The organism is Lentzea sp. NEAU-D7 (assembly GCF_026242055.1).
GTDB lineage: Bacteria > Actinomycetota > Actinomycetes > Mycobacteriales > Pseudonocardiaceae > Lentzea.
Genome location: NZ_JAPJDL010000004.1, coordinates 170,072 through 190,516, shown reverse-complemented (window position 1 = coordinate 190,516; position 20,445 = coordinate 170,072). Strand labels below are relative to the sequence as shown.

22 protein-coding genes and 2 pseudogenes are annotated in these 20,445 nt (G+C 67.9%); 12 read left to right on the top strand and 12 right to left on the bottom strand.

Annotated features, from left to right (window positions below):
* Positions 1 to 5: 5 nt before the first annotated feature.
* Both ORI60_RS10835 and ORI60_RS10830 read left to right on the top strand, forming a co-directional pair.
* Positions 6 to 1,274, top strand: coding sequence for a glycosyltransferase (locus tag ORI60_RS10835; RefSeq protein WP_266036822.1), 1,269 nt, complete (start codon positions 6 to 8; stop codon positions 1,272 to 1,274).
* Positions 1,235 to 1,717 (top strand): DUF6653 family protein, encoded by a 483-nt coding sequence (locus ORI60_RS10830; protein WP_266036820.1) that lies wholly within the window; start codon positions 1,235 to 1,237, stop codon positions 1,715 to 1,717. Before ORI60_RS10835 ends, ORI60_RS10830 begins: the two co-directional genes overlap by 40 nt.
* Here ORI60_RS10830 and ORI60_RS10825 read toward each other — a convergent pair.
* Genes ORI60_RS10825 through ORI60_RS10815 form a run of 3 tightly spaced genes read right to left on the bottom strand, consistent with a single transcriptional unit; the run spans position 1,705 to position 3,766 of the window.
* Positions 1,705 to 2,475: an ABC transporter permease gene (locus ORI60_RS10825; RefSeq protein ID WP_266036818.1), complete on the bottom strand. Its 771-nt coding sequence runs from the start codon at positions 2,473 to 2,475 to the stop codon at positions 1,705 to 1,707. The two genes, ORI60_RS10830 and ORI60_RS10825, sit on opposite strands and share 13 nt — an antisense overlap.
* Entirely contained in the window at positions 2,472 to 3,383 is a 912-nt protein-coding gene (locus ORI60_RS10820) for an ABC transporter ATP-binding protein (protein ID WP_266036817.1), read from the bottom strand. The genes ORI60_RS10825 and ORI60_RS10820 overlap by 4 nt, the downstream gene beginning before the upstream one ends.
* Complete coding sequence (locus tag ORI60_RS10815; protein ID WP_266036815.1) at positions 3,380 to 3,766, bottom strand: class I SAM-dependent methyltransferase; 387 nt, start codon at positions 3,764 to 3,766, stop codon at positions 3,380 to 3,382. Before ORI60_RS10815 ends, ORI60_RS10820 begins: the two co-directional genes overlap by 4 nt.
* 504 nt (positions 3,767 to 4,270) lie before the next feature.
* Between ORI60_RS10815 and ORI60_RS10810 the strand changes: the two genes are divergently transcribed.
* Both ORI60_RS10810 and ORI60_RS10805 read left to right on the top strand, forming a co-directional pair.
* The gene (locus tag ORI60_RS10810) at positions 4,271 to 4,468 is read left to right on the top strand and encodes a DUF3188 domain-containing protein (RefSeq protein WP_266036813.1); all 198 of its coding nucleotides are present in this window, start codon (positions 4,271 to 4,273) and stop codon (positions 4,466 to 4,468) included.
* A gap of 84 nt (positions 4,469 to 4,552) precedes the next feature.
* Positions 4,553 to 4,831, top strand: coding sequence for a hypothetical protein (locus tag ORI60_RS10805; protein WP_266036811.1), 279 nt, complete (start codon positions 4,553 to 4,555; stop codon positions 4,829 to 4,831).
* 458 nt (positions 4,832 to 5,289) lie between these two features.
* Here ORI60_RS10805 and ORI60_RS10800 read toward each other — a convergent pair whose 3' ends face one another.
* On the bottom strand, positions 5,290 to 6,144 hold the full coding sequence (locus tag ORI60_RS10800; RefSeq protein ID WP_266036810.1) for a class I SAM-dependent methyltransferase: 855 nt from the start codon (positions 6,142 to 6,144) through the stop codon (positions 5,290 to 5,292).
* 126 nt (positions 6,145 to 6,270) lie between these two features.
* Between ORI60_RS10800 and ORI60_RS10795 the strand changes: the two genes are divergently transcribed.
* From ORI60_RS10795 to ORI60_RS10775, 5 genes are all read left to right on the top strand, one after another.
* Positions 6,271 to 6,534 carry a hypothetical protein gene (locus tag ORI60_RS10795; protein ID WP_266036808.1) on the top strand — a complete coding sequence of 88 codons (264 nt, stop codon included), beginning with the start codon at positions 6,271 to 6,273 and terminating at the stop codon, positions 6,532 to 6,534.
* Positions 6,531 to 6,704 carry a hypothetical protein gene (locus tag ORI60_RS10790; RefSeq protein ID WP_266036806.1) on the top strand — a complete coding sequence of 58 codons (174 nt, stop codon included), beginning with the start codon at positions 6,531 to 6,533 and terminating at the stop codon, positions 6,702 to 6,704. Before ORI60_RS10795 ends, ORI60_RS10790 begins: the two co-directional genes overlap by 4 nt.
* A gap of 7 nt (positions 6,705 to 6,711) precedes the next feature.
* Entirely contained in the window at positions 6,712 to 7,191 is a 480-nt protein-coding gene (locus ORI60_RS10785; protein ID WP_266036804.1) for a cation:proton antiporter regulatory subunit, read from the top strand.
* Positions 7,192 to 7,193: 2 nt separating this feature from the next.
* Positions 7,194 to 8,348 (top strand): cation:proton antiporter, encoded by a 1,155-nt coding sequence (locus ORI60_RS10780; RefSeq protein WP_266036802.1) that lies wholly within the window; start codon positions 7,194 to 7,196, stop codon positions 8,346 to 8,348.
* 138 nt (positions 8,349 to 8,486) lie between these two features.
* Complete coding sequence (locus tag ORI60_RS10775) at positions 8,487 to 9,506, top strand: FAD-dependent oxidoreductase (RefSeq protein ID WP_266036800.1); 1,020 nt, start codon at positions 8,487 to 8,489, stop codon at positions 9,504 to 9,506.
* Between the two features lie 537 nt (positions 9,507 to 10,043).
* Here the strand turns inward: ORI60_RS10775 and ORI60_RS10770 are convergent.
* The 6 genes and pseudogenes from ORI60_RS10770 to ORI60_RS10745 form a co-directional block, all read right to left on the bottom strand.
* A pseudogene (locus ORI60_RS10770) lies at positions 10,044 to 10,974 on the bottom strand (IS481 family transposase); the annotation flags it as partial.
* A 294-nt stretch (positions 10,975 to 11,268) separates the two neighbouring features.
* Entirely contained in the window at positions 11,269 to 12,693 is a 1,425-nt protein-coding gene (locus tag ORI60_RS10765; protein WP_266036798.1) for an MFS transporter, read from the bottom strand.
* Positions 12,690 to 13,352, bottom strand: coding sequence for a DUF3159 domain-containing protein (locus tag ORI60_RS10760; protein ID WP_266036796.1), 663 nt, complete (start codon positions 13,350 to 13,352; stop codon positions 12,690 to 12,692). Before ORI60_RS10760 ends, ORI60_RS10765 begins: the two co-directional genes overlap by 4 nt.
* 44 nt (positions 13,353 to 13,396) lie before the next feature.
* Positions 13,397 to 14,632, bottom strand: coding sequence for an NAD(P)/FAD-dependent oxidoreductase (locus tag ORI60_RS10755; protein WP_266036794.1), 1,236 nt, complete (start codon positions 14,630 to 14,632; stop codon positions 13,397 to 13,399).
* Entirely contained in the window at positions 14,629 to 14,820 is a 192-nt protein-coding gene (locus ORI60_RS10750; protein WP_266036792.1) for a ferredoxin, read from the bottom strand. The genes ORI60_RS10755 and ORI60_RS10750 overlap by 4 nt, the downstream gene beginning before the upstream one ends.
* A complete protein-coding gene (locus ORI60_RS10745) occupies positions 14,817 to 16,016 on the bottom strand; it encodes a cytochrome P450 (RefSeq protein ID WP_266036790.1) in 1,200 nt (399 codons plus the stop codon). Before ORI60_RS10745 ends, ORI60_RS10750 begins: the two co-directional genes overlap by 4 nt.
* Positions 16,017 to 16,284: 268 nt before the next feature.
* On the opposite strand from ORI60_RS10745, the gene ORI60_RS10740 reads away from it, so the two are divergent.
* Both ORI60_RS10740 and ORI60_RS10735 read left to right on the top strand, forming a co-directional pair.
* On the top strand, positions 16,285 to 16,857 hold the full coding sequence (locus ORI60_RS10740; protein WP_266036788.1) for a MarR family winged helix-turn-helix transcriptional regulator: 573 nt from the start codon (positions 16,285 to 16,287) through the stop codon (positions 16,855 to 16,857).
* Between the two features lie 207 nt (positions 16,858 to 17,064).
* Complete coding sequence (locus ORI60_RS10735) at positions 17,065 to 17,679, top strand: hypothetical protein (protein WP_266036786.1); 615 nt, start codon at positions 17,065 to 17,067, stop codon at positions 17,677 to 17,679.
* A 16-nt stretch (positions 17,680 to 17,695) separates the two neighbouring features.
* Here the strand turns inward: ORI60_RS10735 and ORI60_RS10730 are convergent, their stop codons facing one another.
* Together ORI60_RS10730 and aztA are read right to left on the bottom strand one after the other, a co-directional pair.
* Complete coding sequence (locus ORI60_RS10730; protein WP_266036784.1) at positions 17,696 to 17,893, bottom strand: hypothetical protein; 198 nt, start codon at positions 17,891 to 17,893, stop codon at positions 17,696 to 17,698.
* A 233-nt stretch (positions 17,894 to 18,126) separates the two neighbouring features.
* A complete protein-coding gene (aztA, locus tag ORI60_RS10725) occupies positions 18,127 to 18,861 on the bottom strand; it encodes a zinc ABC transporter ATP-binding protein AztA (RefSeq protein ID WP_266036783.1) in 735 nt (244 codons plus the stop codon).
* A 54-nt stretch (positions 18,862 to 18,915) separates the two neighbouring features.
* On the opposite strand from aztA, the pseudogene aztB reads away from it, so the two are divergent.
* Positions 18,916 to 19,734 (top strand): annotated as a pseudogene (gene aztB / locus ORI60_RS10720) (zinc ABC transporter permease AztB); the annotation flags it as partial.
* Positions 19,735 to 20,445: the final 711 nt, after the last annotated feature.

The following is a 20,445-nucleotide window of genomic DNA, read 5'->3' as shown; positions in this document are numbered from 1 at the left end:
AAGCTTTGCTGGTCACCCACGGCACGCGTGGCGATGTGCAACCGTTCCTGGCGCTCGCGGTGGCTTTCCGACGGGCAGGCCACGATGCGGTGCTCGCCGCTCCCGCGTCCTTCGCTGACAGCGCTGTCTCTTACGACGTGGAGTTCGCGCCGCTCGACGAGGGACCGAACAGGCTGCTTCGCGACCCGACCATGGTCAAGGCGATCGAGGGCGGGTACAGGGGTGTGCGCGGCAAGCTCACAGCGATCTCGACGATCCGGCGCATCAAGCCGTTGATGGCGGACGTGCTGCGCGACGTCGGTGCGGTCGCATGCTCCTCCGGCGCAGATCTGCTGGTGCACTCGCCGAGTGTGCCCGCACAGCACGCGGCGGAACTGCTCGGCGTACCTGCCGTTCTGGCCACGCTGCAGCCCGGTTGGGTGCCGACCTCGGAGTTCCCCTGTCCCATGGTGCCGCTGCCGAGAGTTCCCCGGTTCCTCAACCGGGCCACCTATCTCACGGTGTCGGCGACCATGCGCGCCTACAACGGTGTCGTCAACACCTGGCGCGCCGACGACCTCGGACTGGCACGTGGTCGCGGCCCAGACCACGCCCTGGTGTTGCAGGCGTTCAGCTCAGCCGTGACACCGGTCGATCCCGCATGGCCCGAATCCGTGCGGACCACGGGTTTCTGGCTCCTGCCGCGGAACGCGGCGTGGTCACCGGAGATGTCGCTGCGGGCGTTCCTGGAGGCGGGTCCGCCGCCTGTCTACCTCGGTTTCGGCAGCATGGCGGGACGAGACGCCCAGCGCATCGGCGACATCGTCGCCGATGCGGTCAGAGATGCGGGGGTGCGCGCGGTCGTGGCCACCGGCTGGGGCGGGCTGGCCACACGCTCGTCCGACGACCTCCTCGTCATCGACCAGGCGCCGCACGACTGGCTGTTCGGCAAGGTGGCAGCGGTCGTGCACCACGGCGGAGGAGGAACCACCGCCGCGGCTCTGGCGGCAGGCGTTGCCCCAGGTGATCTGCCCGTTCGTCGCCGATCAACCCCACTGGGCGCAGCGGATGCACGCTGTCGGCGTTGCCCCTCCGCCACTTCCCCACCGGAACATCACCGTCACCTCGCTCAGCGACGCGATCACTCGAGCCGTGAGCGATCCCGCGCTCCAGCAACGCGCCATCGACCTCAGCGAGCAGATCCGCGGGGAAGACGGTGTCGGCACAGCCGTCCGCGACCTGGAGGAGATCCACAATGGACGTGGCTGACCGCGTCGCGAAGGCCTTCGGCATGACAGACGAAGCATGGCAACGGCACGCCAACCCGTGGAGCGTCTGGACGCGATTCGCCGCGATTCCGTTGATGCTGCTGGCTGTCTGGAGCCGCACGTGGATCGGCTGGTGGAGTCTTCTGCCCATCGGTGCTGTGGTCGTCTGGCTGTTCGTCAATCCGCGAGCGTTCCCGCCTGTGCGCGAACCGCGCAGCTGGGCTGCGCGGGGCATCTACGGCGAGCGCGCCTGGCTCGAGAACCACGACCTCGTACCGCCCGACCACCGTGCGGTGCTGCGCTTGCTGGTCGCCGTCGGCGTCATCGGATTCGGCTTGATCCTCTGGGGTCTGATCGCCCTGGAGGTGTGGCCGACGGTCTTCGGCACCACCGTGGTCGTGATGGCACAGTTGTGGCGCATCGACCGCTTCGGCTGGCTGTGGGAGCGCCACCAGGGTCAGCGGTCCTGATCGGCGTTGCGCCACCACAACGCGGTCGCCACCGCCCCCGTCGCTCCGACCAGCACCACGCCGAGCACGCCGGTCGGCACCTGATCCGGACCCGCCAGACCGCTGAACAACGCCGGGACCGACCATGGGAAGTACCGGCCGTAGCCGAGCGCGGCGACGATCTGCGCGCAGAAGACAGAAGCGATGATCACTCCAAATCCCGGCAGGTAGCCCCTGCCGACGCTGGACGCGAACGCAATCGGCGTGGTGAGCAGCATCGTCATCACCGCGGTCGCGACGATCACCGCCGCGCCGCGAGCAAGCACTTCCGCGGACAGACCCGGCAGGCCGAGCGCCACACCGATCAGCAGGCCGAGGACAAGCAGCTGGAACGTCAGCGCCAGGCACCACACCAGAGCCACGACGAACTTCGCCGCGACGATCGAGGTCCGGGAGGTCGGCAACGCCAAAAGGTCCTTGACGGTGTTCTGGCTGAACTCCCGCCCGAACAGCCACACCGAGACGAGACCGAACACCACGATCCCGCCCACAGCGGTGATCTGTGCGAGGAAGGAGAAGTACGTCGGCCAGTCCGCCTGACCGCCGACGAGCGCGGCCTTGGTGCCGATCAAACCGAGTGACCGAGCACGCTCCTGGTCTTGGAGGATGAACATGAACAGCCCGCCAACCAGAACAGCGACGGTGAACACCACAGCGGTCACCAACGGCACGCGAGATCGTCGCGTCTTGAGCGCTTCGGTCGCCAACGCGTCGATCACGACTCCACCTCACGCAGGAAGAAGGTCTCCAGGTCGTCCTGCTCGACGACGAGCCGGGTCGGCGGGCAGCCCGCGGCCACGAGGACGGTGGCCACGGCGTCGGGTTCCCGCACAGACCGGGCGTCGGTCAGAACGAGAGCACCGGTGTCCAACCTGACCGGTGCGAAGCCCGCGGTGGTCAACGCCCGCTCGGCCGATTCCGGGTCACGAGCTGACACGCACAGGCGTTGGTTCAGGAATGCGTTGAGATCTGCCGCTTCCAGCTCGCGGACGAGCCGGCCGCGGTGGATCACACCGATGCGAGTCGCAAGTCGCGCTACCTCGGTGAGGATGTGGCTGGACAGCACCACGGTCACACCCTGATCCCGGCTCAACTCGCGCAGCAGATCGCGGATCTCCGCGACGCCCGCCGGGTCCAGGCCGTTGGCGGGCTCGTCGAGGATCAGCAGGTCGGGTTCGTGCAGCAGCGCCTTGGCCAGCCCCAGTCGTTGCGCATTGCCCAGCGACAGCGTTCGCGCGCGCTTGTCCGCGTAAGCAGTCAGTTTCAGCCGCTCGATCATCTCGCTCACGCGGCTGCGCGGGAGTACGCCTCTTAAGCGAGCCGCCACCGCCAGGTTCTCCCGGACGGTGAGTTCCGGATACGCCGCAGGTGTTTCCACCAGGTAGCCCACCCGTGACCACAGCCCGTGTGCGCCCGGCCCGAGAGCGGTTCCCAGCACGTGAACGGATCCGCTGGTAGGGCGCACCATGCCCAGCAGCATGCGGATCGTCGTCATCTTGCCCGCACCGTTGAGGCCGAGCAACGCGTAGGTCTCCCCTGCCGCGACCGTCAGCGACAAGTCCTCCACCGCAACGACATCGCCATAACGCTTGGTGAGACCGCGTGTATCGATCACCGGGGACGTCATGCCGACACCTTGACGCAATGCACGATCCGCTCGATCTCCGACGTCGACAAGAGGCAGGCTGACAGCTTGACGAACCCCGCCACTTCCCGGCGGGAACCTTTGCGAGAACCTGTTTCTCGAAGTGGATCGGAACCAATCGCGTGTTGAGAAGACCTGGCGCTCCTCGTGTCGAATCCAGCACCGAGAACCACGACCACATCAGCATCTGAGATGCCGATCAGGTCGTCGAGGTACCGTTTGCGGCACAAGGCAACCGCCGTTCGCCCGGTCGCTGGCGAGATGCGCTCCGCGAGGTCATCTCGGACCAGCTGGTGCTCCTCGTACTGAGCCGCAACGGTGATGATCATCGGGGCGATCACCGTACCGGCGACGGTGGTGTCCATGAACACTCCTCGAGAAGGCGTCGTCGAACAACGCCGACCAGGCTTCCCGGCACACCTGGGGAGAGCTTACCGCCGCACGACCCGATTCAGCCCGGCATGCCGCACAGAACGAGCAAGAGATCGTCTTCTCGCAGCGCAGCGACCGCCGGATCGTCGCCCCAGATCCGCCTGCCTTCTCTCTCGGTGAGGCAGGACTCGGACTCCCGCCCCGGCCGATCACTGTCGTCAGTCTCCAGGAGGCCTGCACCGCGCAACCTTCGAGGTCCTTTCGATGAGCAACTACCGCGCACCGTGAGCTTGACGACGAACGCACTTCTTCCTGGAAAATCGATCGGCGTCAAGCCGACTTGGGACGCTCGCGCCCATGGTGCGTGATCAGCCGCGAGATTGCCGAGATCCGGCAAGAAAGGGTCACCGTACTTGCGCGGTCAGGCCATGTGTTCGATCCACCGCACCAGCGAGGATGGAAGAGGGAGACAGCCGAACTAGCGAAGAGCGAGCGCCATGGAGAAGAAACTCCGCTGGATCGCGCCCAGCCTGGTCCTGCTGGCCGTGATCTCCATACTGGTGACCACAGCTACCGACGAAAGTCCCCTCAGCGCGGTTCTGGTCGTCTTGGCGATCGGCCTGCTGGTCGCGGGATACGCGTTGCGCTATCGCGACCGCAAGCGGCTGATCTACCAGCGAGACGACGATCACTGAGCGAGCAGCGATAATCAGTCCACTTGCGACAGATGCGTGCGAGATACGAGCCACGGAGCACTGAGACGCAGAGGAGGAAGTGGGATGACCGTCCAGGTCGAACCCTCGAACGAGGATGTCCGGGAGGTGTTCAACGGGCTGGCGACCGAGTTCAACGGCGTGCTGCCCAGGGCCGTCGTCTCGAGAACGGTACTCGACGCACATCAGGACCTGGACGGACAGATCGTGCCCGACGCACTCGCCGAAATGTTGCACCACCTTGCTCGACATCGATTGATCAGCCTGCGCGCTCCCGAAACCGAAGGAACGCGCCGCGTGCCGGCGGAAGGCCGTACCGCACCGTCGTATACGCCACAGCGGTAGTTCGTGCTGACCGGTCACCGCCGGCGCGATGACCGGACTCGGCATCGGTCTTCGTCGTCGAACGATCGGCCTTGCCCTGCACTGCGCTTCGTCTGAGCGACGATTCCCAGCGGGCAGCACGAGCGAGACTGCTGTCATGTGCCGCTACTGCGTGACCACCGCTCACGCAGTAGCGGCTCGACAGCCGGATCAGATTTCACGATGACCCTATCGTTTCGCGCGAACGGTGAGACCGGTCAGCAGGACGCTGATCAGCAACACCACACCGAACGCCCGAACCAGCGCCATGCCGCTCCCCGTCCACGTCGTCAACGCTCATCACGAGTTCGTGGTGAGCGTTGACGACCAGACTTCCCGGCGCACCGCGTGCAAAGATGCTGTAAAGCGATTTTGAAGCAAACAGCGAAGCGTGGCGACGGCGCTCGGCCGATCGCCGCAGGTCGTCGTCTACAAGGCGTTCACGCACCGCCCTTCACGCAGTACACGGTGCGTTCGATGTCGGACACCGGCATTTTCCTGCCGGACGTGTGCACGTAGCGGCTCGAGAACTCCTGGGGGCCTAGTTGTTCCACCTGCCTCCACCCGTAGGGTTCGACGAACGGCGCCACCTCGTCCGGCATCAGACCGAACTTCCACACGCGCCGTTTCGTCACGAACTCGCGGTGTCCTGCCTGCGCACCGAACATGGCTGTGCCATCGAGAAAGTCCTTGCGCAGGAAGGTGAACACCAGCTCACTACCAGCGGGTGCATGCGCCAGGAAGTCGAAGGTCGCACGCACGGCGCTCTCCGTCAGGTACTGGGTGACCGCCTCCCAGACGAAGAACACCGGCTCGTCGTCCCGGTACCCTTTTTCCACCAAGGCGTTTGCGAGGTTCTGCTCTTCGAAGTCCAGTGGCACCAGGGTCAGCCGCGGAGGCATTGACCCGAACAGCTTGAGCAGCCGGTCGTGCTTGACCTTCATGTTGGCCGGCAGGTCGACCTCGAACACACTGCCGTCCCAGCTTCCGCAGCCACGGGTGTCGAAACCCGCACCGAGCACAACCGCCGTGCGCGCACTGGTGGCGTCCAGACGATCATCGATATAGCGCTTGCGGCACAACATGCTCGCCCACAGACCGGGAATCTTCTTCTCCGTTGCGGAGAACAACGCGTTGCGCACCGGCCGCCAGCGCGCTGCCGCCACGGCCAGCCGGCCGGACACAGGCAGGATCCGAGCCGCGAGGTCGTCGCGCACAAGGGGGCGTTGCTCGAACTGGTCCACGGCGGCGATGACCATGGGGCCGTTAGCCGTTCCAGTGACAGCGGTGTCCACGAAGTCTCCTCGGAGTAGGCGTCGTTCTACTCACGCCGACCAGGCTTCCCGGCACACCTGTCGTGGAGTCTACAACCACCGAGCTCAGATTAGGCTGATTCAGCAGCGATTCCGGGGGGGGGCGGCGTGCGGCGAGCGTTGGTTCTGGTGGTGACGGGGTTCGTGCTGCTCGTCCTCTTCGCCATCGGCGTTGTCCTGCTCGACGACCGCGCCACAGACCTTGAAACTCGCGGGTCACGCGTCGATGGCGTCGCGGTTGCTGTGCACCAGGGAATCCGCAACTCGTGGACAGCCGATGTTCGCTACGAGGCCGAAGCCGAAGGCGTAGGGCGTGAAGGACCGGTCCAACTCGACCAGCGCGGGTCAGGCCAGGCGATGCCGTCACCGTGATCTACGACCCGGCTGATCCCGAGCGCATCGCCCTGCCCGGCGTGCCCAACGATCCAGCCTGGGCCAGCACCGTGACGGCGCTGTTCCTGGTCTGTGGACTGGGCTTGTTCTTCGGCGGGTTGGTCCGGACGTTCCGTGCGGCTCGTGCCACGCGGCATCACTTGCGATGATGCCCAGATGGACGTCAACGAGGTTCTGCTGCCCGGTGTCGGACTGCGCTACGAGTTCACCAACGCCGACGGCGACCACATCGGCATCGTCGCCCGCCGCGAGGGCAACTTCGAGATCCTCCGCTACGGAGCCGACGACCCCGACGAGGCACAGCCGTTGTTCCGCCTCACCATCGCCGAAGCCGACACCGTCGCCGAGATCCTCGGCGCACCGCGCATCGCCGAACGGTTCGCCGACCTCACGAAGGAGGTACCCGGTCTCAGCGCGGGTCAGGTCGTGGTGCCGGCCTCGTCTGAACATGCCGGCAAGCCGCTCGGTACCACGCGGGCGCGCACCCGCACCGGGGCCTCCATCGTGGCCATCGTGCGCGGAGACTCCGTCATCGCCTCCCCCGCGCCCGAAGAATTGCTGAAGTTCGGGGACGTCCTCGTCGTCATCGGTACCCACGAGGGCATCAACGGCGTGCGACAGATCATCGAGAACTGACCGTGCACCCGTCCATGGCCCTGCTGCTGGAACTCGGCGTCATCCTCGTCGGGCTCAGCGTGCTGGGCGCGGCCGCACGACGGTGGTCCTTCTCCCCCGTTCCCCTGTACCTGCTGGCCGGGCTCGCCCTCGGCAACGGCGGCATCGCGCCCGTCCCCGCCGCCGGCGACTTCGTCGAAGTCGGCGCCTCCATCGGCGTGGTGCTGCTCCTGCTCACCCTCGGTCTGGAGTTCAACACCGCCGAGCTCACTCACAGCCTGCGGCGCCACATCCCGTCCGCGGTGGTCGACCTCGTCCTCAACGCGACCCCAGGCGCCGTCGCGGGCTGGTTGCTCGGTCTGTCCTGGCCTGGCGTCCTCGCGCTCGCGGGGGCCACCTGGATCTCCTCGTCGGGCATCATCTCCCGTCTGCTCAGCGACCTCCGGCGGCTCGGCAACCGCGAGACACCCGCCGTGCTGGCGATCCTCGTCATGGAGGATTTCGCCATGGCGATCTACCTACCGGTTCTCGTCGTACTGGCCTCCGGAGGCACCTGGTGGCAGGCGCTCATCGGCGTGTTCATCGCCATCGGCAGCGTCACCGCGGCCTTCACCGTCTCGCACCGCTGGGGCCACCACGTCAACCGCTGGCTCGCCCACCCCGACGACGAACAACTCATGCTCCGCGTGCTGGGCAGCACGCTCGTCGTCGCCGCACTCGCGGAACTGGTGTCCGTCTCCGCCGCCGTCGGCGCGTTCCTCGTCGGACTCACCCTCACCGGCACCACCGCAGAACGAGCACGCGCCGTGCTCGCTCCCCTGCGCGACCTGTTCGCCGCCGCGTTCTTCCTCGCCATCGGCTTTGCCGTCAGCCCGGCCGACCTGCTGCCGGTCCTGCCCGCCGCACTCGGCCTGGCGGCGGCCGGCGTCCTGACCAAGGTCACGACCGGCTGGTATGCCGCGCGTCGCGACGGCATCGCCCCACGAGGCCGCCTCCGCGCGGGCACCGCCCTCATCGCCCGCGGCGAGTTCTCCATCGTGATCATGAGCCTCGCCGGTGCATCCAGCCCTGGCCTCGGACCGGTGGTGACGGCCTACGTCCTCATCCTCGCCACGATCGGGCCCCTGCTGACCCGATGGTCCGGCGACTGGCTTCGCCCGCGGGTCCTGAGGACGTGAAACCGGGCATCGTGTCCAGTCCGCTCGACGTTCGAGACCCCTTCGCACCTTTCCGACGCGGACCTGAACACCTATCCTGGTGATCGGTGTGCCGGGAAGTCTGGTCGGCTTGACATTGTCCTGCTCGAAGGGAAAGTCATGCCCACCAGGAGAGCACTCGTCATAGGCACGGGGGTCGGCGGCCTCGCGATCACGCACCGTCTGCTGCGCAGCGACTGGGAAGTGGTCGTGCTGGAACCAGAGGCACCGGCGCGCCCCGTCGGAATCCCCACCGCGCTCACGGACTTCGGCCTCGACGCCGCGCGACGGCTAGGCCTGTTGCCCGCACTCGTACAGCGACGCCAACCCCGGTGTGATCTCGTGCAGGTCGACGAGACAGGGGTTCCGCTCGCGGTGCGCCCCAAGCCGTCTCCACGTCATCCTGTGCTGAACGAGGACGACGTGATCGCGGCGCTGGACGACACGATCGGTGACGCGGCGCCCCGCCGGCGCGAGAACCTACCTGTTCTCATCGCAGACGATTGTGGTGTCACCGCTGTCGCGGGCAACGGTGACGCGGACTGGTTCGACGTCGTCGTGGGTGCCGATGAGGCGTGCACGGAGGTCGGGGACGCGGTGTTCCCGGACACGTCCGACACCCGGCCGCCGAGCTGGTCGACCGTGTCCCGACGGATAGACGTGGCTTCGTCGTGTGCGGTCTCGATGGACCTCACCGGCAGATCCGTGCGACTGCACCCGCTGCGCGACAACAACTCCGCGGTCTCGTTCGCCTGGCAGGACGTGCCGGGGATGATCCACTGGCCGCAGCAGTTCGCCGACCTCGGCGCGCTCGTCCCATCGCTCCTGTCGCATGTGGACGGTATAGCGTGCACAGCGTTTTCCCGTGGGTGGACCCGAGGGTGGTTCCACCGCCAGATCGCGCTGCTCGGCGACCCTGTCTGGAATCTCGGACCCTATGCCGATCACGGCTTCTCACTGTCGATCGGCGCAGCCGAGTTGCTCGGCGACGCCTTGGACATCTTCCCCTGCGGGGCTGAAGCCTTGAGCTGGTGGGAACGCGTGGTGCGGCCGTACGTCAGGCGTGCACAGACCAGAGTCCGAGGACTCGACGAGAGGAGGGCGCGGCGGGACTCACCGAGCACGAGAAGCGCGAACTGAAAGCAATAGAACAACACGACCCCACCGTCGCCACCAGGCTTACTGGCGCTCCTGGCAGCTTCCACCATTGACAAGGCAGCCGGTGGTGGCACGGTTGGCCGTCGTGGTCCTTGCCGCCCGCCGTGTTCTACGTGATCCGATGCGGCGCCTGGCTCGTTCTGCGCCGTAGCGGGCGGCCCCGAGCCGGATTCACTCCTCTGCTCGAAGCAGAAAGCTTTCTTCTCCGAAGAACTCGTCCTAGTTCCGCCTGGCGGCACGCGCGCGGCTGTTCGCGCTGCGGGGAACCGCCTCGGGACAGATCCCAGCCTCGAACCTGGTCTTCAGCTCGGGCGCTGCGCCTGCCGACAACTCCATCCATGCAGGTTGAAACCGTGCGTAGTGTGAGGGAGCGAAGTGCTCGTGGGTGCGGCCGAAGGCCCGCAGCGATGTCGAATGACGCGGCATGATGACCGGCCATGCTGCGCCGACTGGCCTGCCTGAGTGACCAACGCGTTGCATGTGCAACTGACGCTGGCCGGTGACAGGCTGGACTTGAGTCTTCTGTAGCAGCCTCTCATAGGGTGTTTGGCCGCCGAGGCCGCCGTGGGGTCGGTGGTAGTTGTAGTAGTCCTCCCCACTCCTTGAGCTTGTCGTTGAAGACGCCGGCGTCGTCGATCACCACGCCGTCGAGCTGGCGGTAGAACTCCTCGGCGTCGATGCGGTGGCTTCGCTCGACTTTCCCGTTGAGCCGTGGGGTGGCGGGGCGGATGTAGATGCGCCCGATTCCCTGGTCCAGGACGTGCCAGTGGAACTGGGTCTGGAACTCCGCCCCGTTGTCGGTCTGGATCTTCTCGACCTGGAACGGCAGTCGCGACAGCACGTAGTCCAGGAACTGGATCGCAGTCTTCTGATCCGAGCGCGGGTAGATCCGCAGAATCCGCAGCCGGGTGCAGTCGTCAATCGCGGTGTACTGGTAGAAGCGCTTGCGTGTACCCGTGGCGGTGGTGATGGGTTCGATGAACTTGACGTCGATCTGGACGTGGTGGCCTGGACGCTGCTTCTCGTAGCGCTTCCAGCGTTTCTGGCGGCTCTTGTAGCGCTGGGAGGCGGGGAGCCGGTTGAGGCCCAGCCGCTTGAGGATCCGCCACACCCCGGACTGGCTGATGGTGATGTCGTGATAGCGCTGCAGGTACATCACGATCTTCGTGGGCCCGAAGTGGTAGTGCTGCCGCAGGTGGATGATCTTGCCGACCACTTCCGGATGGGTCATCGCCGGGCTGTGGTGCGGAGCGCTGGAGCGGTCCTTGAGCCCTTCCAAGCCCTCGTCCTCGTACCGGCGTTTCCAGCGGTAGAACACATTGCGGCTGATGCCGTAGTAGCGACAGGTCGCGGCCACGTTGCCACTGACCTCCTCGGCATGGCGCAGGACGGCCAGGCGCCGGCCTGCCCGCCTGACCAGATCCTTCTCGCTCCACACACGCTCTGACATCCAGGTCTCCTAGCCATCAGGAGCCCAGACTGTCAACAACCTCAGTCAGTTTTAGATCTAGCGGCGCTGCTGCACCGATTCCCAATCGAGGCGCTTCGTCGACTCCGATTGCTGGTGCGCCCAGACCGTGCTGCGGTGGCACCGGAACCTCATCGCACGACACCACGCGATCAGATCCCGCCAAACGGCCCGCCTCTGTCGGCACCTGCTTGAAGACTGCGGTCACATCACCCCGGTCGACAAGCCGGACGTCTTCGCCGACCTTCTCGTCGAGCGCGCCAGGGCCGCCTGAGCTCACGCCTCCAGGACCCGCCCGGCGGTTTCGGGCGTTGTTTCCCGGACACGCGTGGCGTGGGGACGAGCCGGGATGAAGGCGGCGACGACCAGGGCGAGCAGCGCCGCCGCCGCACCGGCCAGCAGGACGGTGGTGAACGCGGCCGGGTCGGGGACGGCACGCCCGCTCACCGTCGTGGTCCCGGCGGTGAGGATCAGCCCGGTCACCGCACCGGCGGTGGAGGTGCCCAGCGACCGGCAGAGGTTGTTCAGGCCGTTGGCCGCCGCCGTCTGGCCGACGGGGACCGCGTCCATGACCAGCGACGGCATCGCCCCGTAGGCCAGCCCGATGCCTGATCCGACGAGCACGGTGCACACGAGCAATTGCCAGAGCTGGGTGTGCCACAGCGCCGCGAAGCCGTAGCTGCACGCGAGGACCAGGGCGCCGGCCATGAGCGTGATCTTCGGTCCGAAGTGGACGGTCATCCTGGCCGACACCGGCGACGTGGCGATCATGCACACTCCGCCTGGCGCCTGCAGGAGGCCGGCGACGAGCATCGACTCGCCGAACCCGTACCCCGCCGTCGCGGGCGTCTGCAGGAGCTGGGTGAACACCAACGAGTTGGTCAGCATGGCGAAGCCGAAGACCAGCGAAGCGGTGTTGGTGAGCAGGACCTGCGGCCGGCGGCTCACCCGCAGGTCGATCAGCGGCTGCGGGGTGTGCAGCTCCCACGCGCCGAACAGCACCAGCAGCGCGACCGCGGACGACCCGAGGATGAGACCGCCGGCCCACCCCCAGGCACCTCCCCGGGAAACGGCGAGGAAGAGGCAGACCAGCGCGCCCGACAGCAGCAACGCGCCCAGCGGGTCGAACCGGCCGCCCTGGGGCCGGTGCGAACGGGGCACCACGAGCACGACGAGGACGCCCACCGCGGCCGCCAGCCCACCGGCGGTCCAGAACAGGACCCGCCAGTCGGTGTACTGCGCGAGCAACGCCGACAGCGGGATTCCCAGCGAGGCCCCGACGCCGAGGGACGTGCTCATCACCGACGTCGCGGAGGCCAGCCGGCGCGGCGGCAGGTGGTCGCGCAGCAGGCTGATGCCCAGTGACACCACCCCCGCGGCCGTGCCCTGCAGGGCGCGACCGGTGACGAACCAGCCCACCGAGGTGCTGAGCGCCGTCACCGCGGAACCCGTGACCAGCAACGAGAGGCACCACAGCAGAACGCGTCGTTTGCCCCGCGTGTCGGCGAGCCTGCCGGCGATCGGGATGGACACCGCCCCCGCGATCAGCGTGGCCGTCACGGCCCACGAGGCATTGCCGGAGGTCGTGTGCAGCAGTTCCGGCAGATGAGGGAGCAAGGGGATGACGAAGGTCTGCTGCAACGACACCGTGATTCCCGCGAGGGCGAGGACGACGATGAGCGCTCTCGGTGGTGGTGTCACGGGTGCTTCGGGAGCAACTGCTTGGTGCTGCGGCGGAAGGCCCACACGATGACGACCACGACGAGCGCCGACAGCGGCGTGCCCATCGCGATGCGGGCGACACCGAGCGCGCTGGTGTTGTCGTTGAGGTAGAGCCACTGCTGGAAGCCGAACCGGCAGCCCAGCACGGCGGCTGCGGCGAGTGTGGCGATGGTGTGGGCGCGCAGGACCGTCCGATCGTTCCGCCACCGGTGTTTGCGGCCGTGCACGAAGTTCCAGATGATCCCGGTGACCGGGCGGCGGAGCAGCACGGAGCCGAGGGTGATCACGAAGCCCGCCAGATAGGCCCAGATCCCCACCGCGAAATAGTTCTTCGCCGACCCGGTCAGTGCCACGATCCCGGCGGCGACCGCGACGCCCGCCAGGCTGCCGGCGGCCGAGATCCAGCGCTCACCGCGCACGAGCCGGAACACCATCAGCCCCGCCCCCGTCAGCAGGGCGACGGTGAGGGTCACCGGTAAGGGCAGGAAGAGGTTCGCCGTCACGAACACGACCACGGGGACAGCGGAGTAGATGAAACCCATCCGCGTGCCCATGCGGGCGAGCATCGCCTCTTCACGGGTGGGACCCGTGTCGGAGGGTGAGGTCGTGTGGTCGTCGTCTTGCTGCAACTTGGTCATGGTCGTCTCGTCCTTTCCAGCTGTGGGCAGGTGTTGGCGGAAATTCAGGAGGCGGTGGTCGCGGACGCCCTGGCGAACGCGACGGCTTCGTCGAAGCGGGCGTGCTGGGCGATGAGCCGGCGGTACTTCATGACGTGGCGCTGCCCGTTCAGGGTCAGCACGCCGGTCAGGCGGTCGCCCTCGCGGTACAGCGCGACGAAGTGGTCACCGGCCGGGTCGCCCGAGACGATCTCGACACCGTCTTCTGCCGCGACACCGGCGAACTGGATGCGCGAGCCGTACCAGTCCGACCAGAAGTACGGGACCGTCGAGTAGGGCCGGAGGTCTTCCGGTGCCACCGCGTTGCGCGCGGCACGCGCCCCCTGCTCGGCGGCGGCGGACCAGTGCTCCACCCGCATCGAGCGGTCGAACAGGACGTTGTGCCAACGGGCGACGTCCCCCGCGGCGTAGACGCCGGGTGCGCCGGCGCCGAGGAACTCGTCGCAGACCACGCCGTCGTCGACGGGCAGTCCGCTGCCGGCGAGCCACTCGGTGCGGGGCATCGCCCCGATCCCGACCACGACCAGATCGGCGCCGATCACGGTGCCGTCGGTGAGGCGGACGCCCTCTATCCGGTCAGCGCCCTCCACCGCGGCCACGGCTTGTCCGCAGCGCAGCACGGTGCCGTTGCGGGTGTGCAGCGACGACAGCGCGGCACCGAGCTCACGTCCGACGGACCGGACCAGAGGGGCCGGCAGCGCCTCCACGACCGTTGCCGGCAAGCCGCGCTTGCGGGCGGCCGAGGCCACCTCGGACCCGATGAACCCCGCTCCCACGACGACTGTGCGGGCGCCCTCGTCCAGGGCGCGGCGAACGGCGCGCGCGTCGTCGAGCGTCCGCAGGACGTGCACACCTGCCAAGCCTTCTGTGCCGGGCAGGCCGCATGCCGCGGCGCCGGTGGCGATGACCAGCGCGTCGTAGGGCACCTCCGCGCCGCCGGCATGCACCACCTTGGCGTCCGGATCGAGTCCGGTGGCCGGGGTGCCCAGCAGGAGTTCCACGCCCAGCTCGTCGAACTCCGCGCGGCCGCGGAAGGTCACCGGGTCGGTCGGGCCGTCTGGGGCCAGCATCTGCTTCGACAGCGGCGGCCGGTCGTAAGGAAGGCGGGGTTCGTCGCCGATGAGGGTGATGCGGCTGGTGAACCCGGCCTTGCGCGCGGCCTCGACCGCACGCAGACCGGCGAGCGAGGCGCCGACGACCACGAGCGAGCGCGGTCCTGCGTGGACAGCAGAGGCGCTCACGGTTCCAGCCTCAGCGCCATGGCCGGGCAGCCTTCGACGGCCTCGGTCACCTCGTCCAGCGCGCCTTCCGGCACTTCGGCGGCCAGCACGACGAGTTCACCTCTGTCGTCCACCTCGAACACCGTGGGTGCGAGGGACTCGCAGATTCCGATGCCGGTGCACTTGGCCCGGTCCAGGACGATCCTCATCGGACAGCTGCCTTCTCGTTCGCACCCAGGCGGACGTGCATGGTCCGGACGCCCGGCACCATGGTCGAACGCATCCGCAGCACCTCACCGGTGAGCTCGACGCGGTCGAAGCGGGCGAGGAGCTCCTCGAAGAACACGCGGGCCTCGAGCCTGGCCAGCGACAGGCCCATGCAGGCGTGCTCGCCGGTGCCGAAGGCCAGGTGCGGGTTGGGCCTGCGGGTGATGTCGAACTGCTCGGCGGTGTCGCCGAAGACGTCCTCGTCGCGGTTGGCGGCACCGTAGAGCAGGACGACCGCCTGCCCCTTCCTGATGGTCCTGCCGCGCAGCTCGACGTCCTCGGTGGCCCAGCGCGTCATGTGCGTGACCGGGGAGACGTAGCGCAGCATCTCCTCGACCGCGGAGGGGATCAGGCTCGGGTCCTCGACGAGCATCCGCAGTTGCTCGGGGTGGTTGATCAGCGCGATGGTGCCCAGTGCGATCAGGTTGCGCGTCGTCTCGTTGCCGGCGACGAGCAGCAGGTGCAAGAACGACATGAGCTCGTCGTGGGACAGGCTCTCGCCGTCGACCTCGGCGTCCATGAGGATGGAGATGAGGTCGTTGGCGCGGCGCTGCTCCCTCAGTTCGATCAGCCGGCGGAAGTACGTGGTCAGCGCCCCGAACGCCTCCTGGGAGGTCAGCGTGATGCCGGGGTCGGCGGAGCCGACGGAGGCGTCGGACCAGGCGCGGAACTGCTCCCAGTCCTCGGCCGGTGCCCCGAGCAGGTCGGCGATGATGCGGACGGGGACCTTCGCGACGATCCCCTCCGCGTACTCCAGTTCGACGCCGGCCTTCGCCGAGTCGAGCACACCGCGGACGATCTCGCGGACGTCGGGCTCCATCGCGTTGATGTGCCTCGGGGTGAAGCCCTTCGAGATCAGCTTGCGCAACGCGTTGTGCCGCGGTGGATCGGTCGTGATCAGCATCGGGCGCGGCTCGGCCGGTTTGGGTTTGCCGTCGGGCATCAGCACGCCCTTGGCCGACGAGAACAGGTGCGGCCGCGAGCCGATGAACTTGACGTCCTCGTAGCGGGTGATCCCCCAGAACCCGCCGTTGGCGTCGGTCCAGTGCACCGGAGAGTTGCGGCGCAGGTCCCGGTAGGCCGGTGCGGGATCACCGATGTAGAAGTCGGGCAGGTGCAGCGGGTAGTTCGGTTCCACGTGCGGTTCCCTTCAGGGGTGGTGGCGTGCTCCGCAGGGTCGTCAGGAGCTCCAGCCGCCGTTCAGATATGCGGCACAGTACACACATATTATGCGGTCGTCTACACGCATATCGGTGTGGTTCCGGTGCTGTGACTGAAGTCCGCCGGGTACCGGGTCAGGTTCTGGCGTACATTGATTTAGGACGCGGTGTACACGTGAATTCGCACGAGGCTGTGCAACGTGGACCTCTCCCGCCAGCTCGACGATTGGACGCGGTGACGCCGGCATGACGACCCACGGTGACTCAGGTGCTTCGACCCCCTCCCCCGCGGGCAGGGAGCGGGGTGCGCCGACGACGCACCAGACGCTCGAGAACCGGGTCTTCGACGCGATGGCGATGCTCACGCGGACGACAGAGGACTTCTTCGAGCGGACCGCCGGCGGCATCTCGGCCGGGCTCCGCCGCGGCACCGCCTCGCCGCTGTTCGTACTGCACCGCACCGGACCGCTGCGGGTGTCGCAGCTGGCGGAGGAGCTCGGCCTCGACCGCACGACGGTGACACGCCACCTCGACGACCTGGAGTCCCGCGGCCTGGTGACCCGGCAGCCCGACGAACGGGACCGGCGCGCGATGGTGGCGAGCCTGACCACGGCCGCCCAGGACTTCCTCGACGACATGAGGGTGCGCAACAGGGCGCTGATCCGGCGCATCTGCGCCGACTGGACCCGCGAGGAGCGGGCAGTGTTCGGGCGGCTGCTACCTCGCTTCGCCACCGAGGGCGAAAAGGTGTTCGGCAGCGCGCAGATGCCGGACGCCGCGAGACCTCAGGGCCGTTCGCGTGGAACCGGACGAGGGTGAGTCGGGAGGCGGTGCACGCCGATGGGCCTTGGCCAGAAGGCGTACCGGACCCGCAGGTACGGAGCGCGCGCCTCGACCAGTGCGAGGAAGGGATCGGAGAGTTCCCGCTTCAGTTCCGCCGGTAACGACGTTGATCCCGCCGCCCTCGCTGCATCTGACCTCCTGCAGTTCGGGGCGCCGCAGGAGGTCGGCGACGTAGGTGCCCTGGTGGAAGACCTGCACGGGATCGCCAGCATCGACCGGGCGCTGCGGGAGGGTGCGGCCCAGGTCGCCTCCCTGGAAGCGACCTATCCGCTCGACACAATGGTCGACCCGCAGACGCAGGCCCTGACCTACGCCGTGGCCACCAGCTCCGACATGGACGACGGGTTCGCCGGCTGCGGGTGGCCCGCCGAGGTGGCGGTCCGGGACGACACGCCACCTCCTCTTGCGGGCAAGGATCGCCGCGAGCGGTCTGCCAGGTCACGCGGTCGTCGGTCATGCGGATTCCCGGCAATCGGCAAGCCAAGCCCGCGCGCCGTCAAGCGCACGCTCTACGCAGAAGCGGTAGAACTGCGCGTCCGACGTACGCAGGTGGTCGATGGTCAGGGCTCGCGGTTGGACCCAGCCACCCGTCACCGACAGACCCTTGTCAGCCGGGTCGGCGTTGCGCTCGACCTCGATCGCGATGAGGCTGAGCGCGGTGTTCGCGAGGTAGCTGCAGATCGTCGCGGCCTCGTCCGCGCAACCCACGCTCTGAGCACTCGCAGCCCCGCATTGATGACCCGCTGCGCCCCCGCGACCGGGCCGGGCACCACGAGATGCCGGGCCATGCCCGGATGACGCAACGCCACCCGGCTTACATCTGTGAAGCACGTCCCGAACCACTGCCGCCACGGCAGGCCGCCTCCGGTAGCAGGATTTGCGCGACCACGCGCTGCCCCACCGAGCGCACGAACTGCCGTCGGCCCCAGTGGTGGTACACGACCGCCTGTGCGACCTCCAGTTCGTGCGCGAGCGCGAGGATCGTCCAGCCGTCGGTCCCGTACCGAATCATGAGTCGCACGGCAGCATCCACGACCTGCTCCTGAGTCATCGGGGAAGCCCAAACGCGCTCAGCGACCTCGGGGGGATGACACGTCATCAGAGCCGCGCATTTCGCCCGAAGGCGAACGGCGCGAAAGCAGAGGCGCGGGCGTCATCCGGAGGAACAGCCGTCCACGCCAGATGAGGATTTGGACTGGCCCGTGGCCCCAAGGAGGAAGGGTTCAGCTCACCGGGCCATCGCCGCTACACCTCGGTCGCGACGATCCCGCCGGACGCACCACCGTGCCGCAGCCTGCGATCTGCGTCGATCGCGAGCACGTCGCGCGGGCCGCCTTCAGCGACGAGCCGGCCGTCCTGGAGCAGCAGGCAGTGGTCCGCCTTCGACGCTGCGTCCAAGTCGTGCGTGACGCAGACGACCGTCACGCCGCCAGCGCTCGCGTGAGTGATCGCCGCGGAGATGTCGTGACGAGCCTGTGCGTCGAGACCGGCGTCCGGCTCGTCGAGCAGCAGCAGGTCGGACTCCTGAGCGAACGCCTGCGCAAGCAGAGCACGCTGGCGTTGTCCTCCGGACAGTGAGCTGAGCCGCCGCTGCGCCAGATCGTCGATGCCCATCCTTTCCAAGCAGGAAGCGACCAGAATTTTGTCCTTTTTGGACAAACTGCGCCACCTGCCGCGATGCGCCCACCGGCCCATGGCGACCGTCTCCCACACCGTCATGGGCAGCCCGGCCGGGACGGCACTGTGCTGCACCACGAAGGCGGGCCGCCTCGTTCCGATCTCCACGTCGCCGGCGGCAGGGGCGATGACGCCGGCGAGGACACCGAGCAATGTGGACTTCCCTGAGCCGTTCGGGCCCACGATCGCCGTCACCTTGGCGCGCGGCAGCTCCGCTGTCACCTGGTGCAGCACGGTGTACCGGGCATGACCGGCGGACAACCCGCGGATCCGCACGGCCGACTGGTTCGAGGTGTGCGCCATGACACCCTTCCATCCGATTGTAATGATAATCGTTATCAATATACGGTGCCGGGCGTGGAGTGGTTGCTTGCCCCTTTCGAGGTTTCCTTCGTACAGCGGGCGTTGTGGGCCGGTGTACTCGTCTCGTGCTTATGCGCACTAGCCGGGACATGGGTCGTGTTGCGAGGCATGGCGTTCCTCGGTGATGCGATGTCGCACGGGATGCTGCCCGGCGTTGCGATCGCGTCCTTGCTGGGCGGAAACCTGTTCGTCGGTGCCGCGGCGAGCGCGGGCGTGATGGCGTTCGGTGTGACAGCGCTCGGACGGACCAGACGGTTCTCCCAGGACACCGGCATCGGCCTGCTGTTTGTGGGAATGCTCGCGCTGGGCGTGATCCTCGTGTCTCATTCCGAGTCGTTCGCGGTGGACCTGACCGCGTTCCTCTTCGGCGACGTGCTGGCGGTGCGCACACAGGACCTCTGGCACCTGGCGATCGCTCTGGCCGTTGCCGTACCGGTGGCACTGTGGGGGCATCGCGCGTTCGTCGCGATGTCCTTCGACCCGCGCAAGGCGCAGACGCTCGGTCTGCGGCCGCGGTTGGCGCACGCGGTGCTGCTCGGCCTGGTGACGCTGGCGATCGTGGCCTCGTTCCAGGTGGTCGGCACGTTGCTCGTGTTCGGTCTGCTCATCGCGCCACCGGCCGCCGCGACGTACTGGGCGAGCCGCATCCCGACGATCATGCTGGGCGCGGCGGTGCTCGGCGTGACCGCCACGGTCGCCGGGCTGCTCGTGTCGTGGCACGCGGGCACTGCCGCGGGCGCGACCATCGCGCTGGTCGCCGTCGCGCTGTTCTTCCTGGCCGCGATCGGCGCCCAGGTCCGCGACCGGGTGCGGATCTCCGGGGCCGGTGGGCAGCACGCGGTGATGATCGCCGCGATGCTCCTCGTGCTGCCGGTGGCCGGTTGTGGCACGAAGCCCGCACAGGAGGACGTGCCGCACGGCTATGTCGAGGGCGCGGAGGAGACCGCGGAGGCGCAGCCCCGGCTGGTCGTGGCCGATGCGCGCACCGGTGCGGTGCGGGTGGTCGACCTGATCACCGAGGAAGTCACCGACACCGGCCGGGTGGACGGCGTCCAGGCGGTCAACGGCGACGGCCGTTTCGCCTACCTGACCGGCAAGGGGTCCGCGCGGATCGTCGACAGCGGCGCCTGGATGGTCGATCACGGCGACCACGTGCACTACTACCGCACCCAGGCCAGAGATGTCGGTTCCGTCGTGGGTGACCGGGTGCTGAACGCGGACAGCGATCCCACCGTCGCGGCCGTGACCTTCGGCCATGGCGACTCGACCCTGTTGGACCGGCAAGCCCTGGACAGCGGCTCGGTGACCGCACGCGGCGAACTGAAGGGCGGAGTCGCGGTGCCGTACGCGGAACACCTGCTGGTCGCCCAGGCCGACCGCGTGGCGGTCAAGACGAGGGACGGCAAGGACGTGACGCGGATCGAGCAGGCGTGCCAGAGCCCACGCGGTCAGGCGGTGACCCGGCGGGGCGTCGTCTTCGGCTGCACGGATGGAGCCCTCCTCGTCTCGGGGAAGGACGGTTCC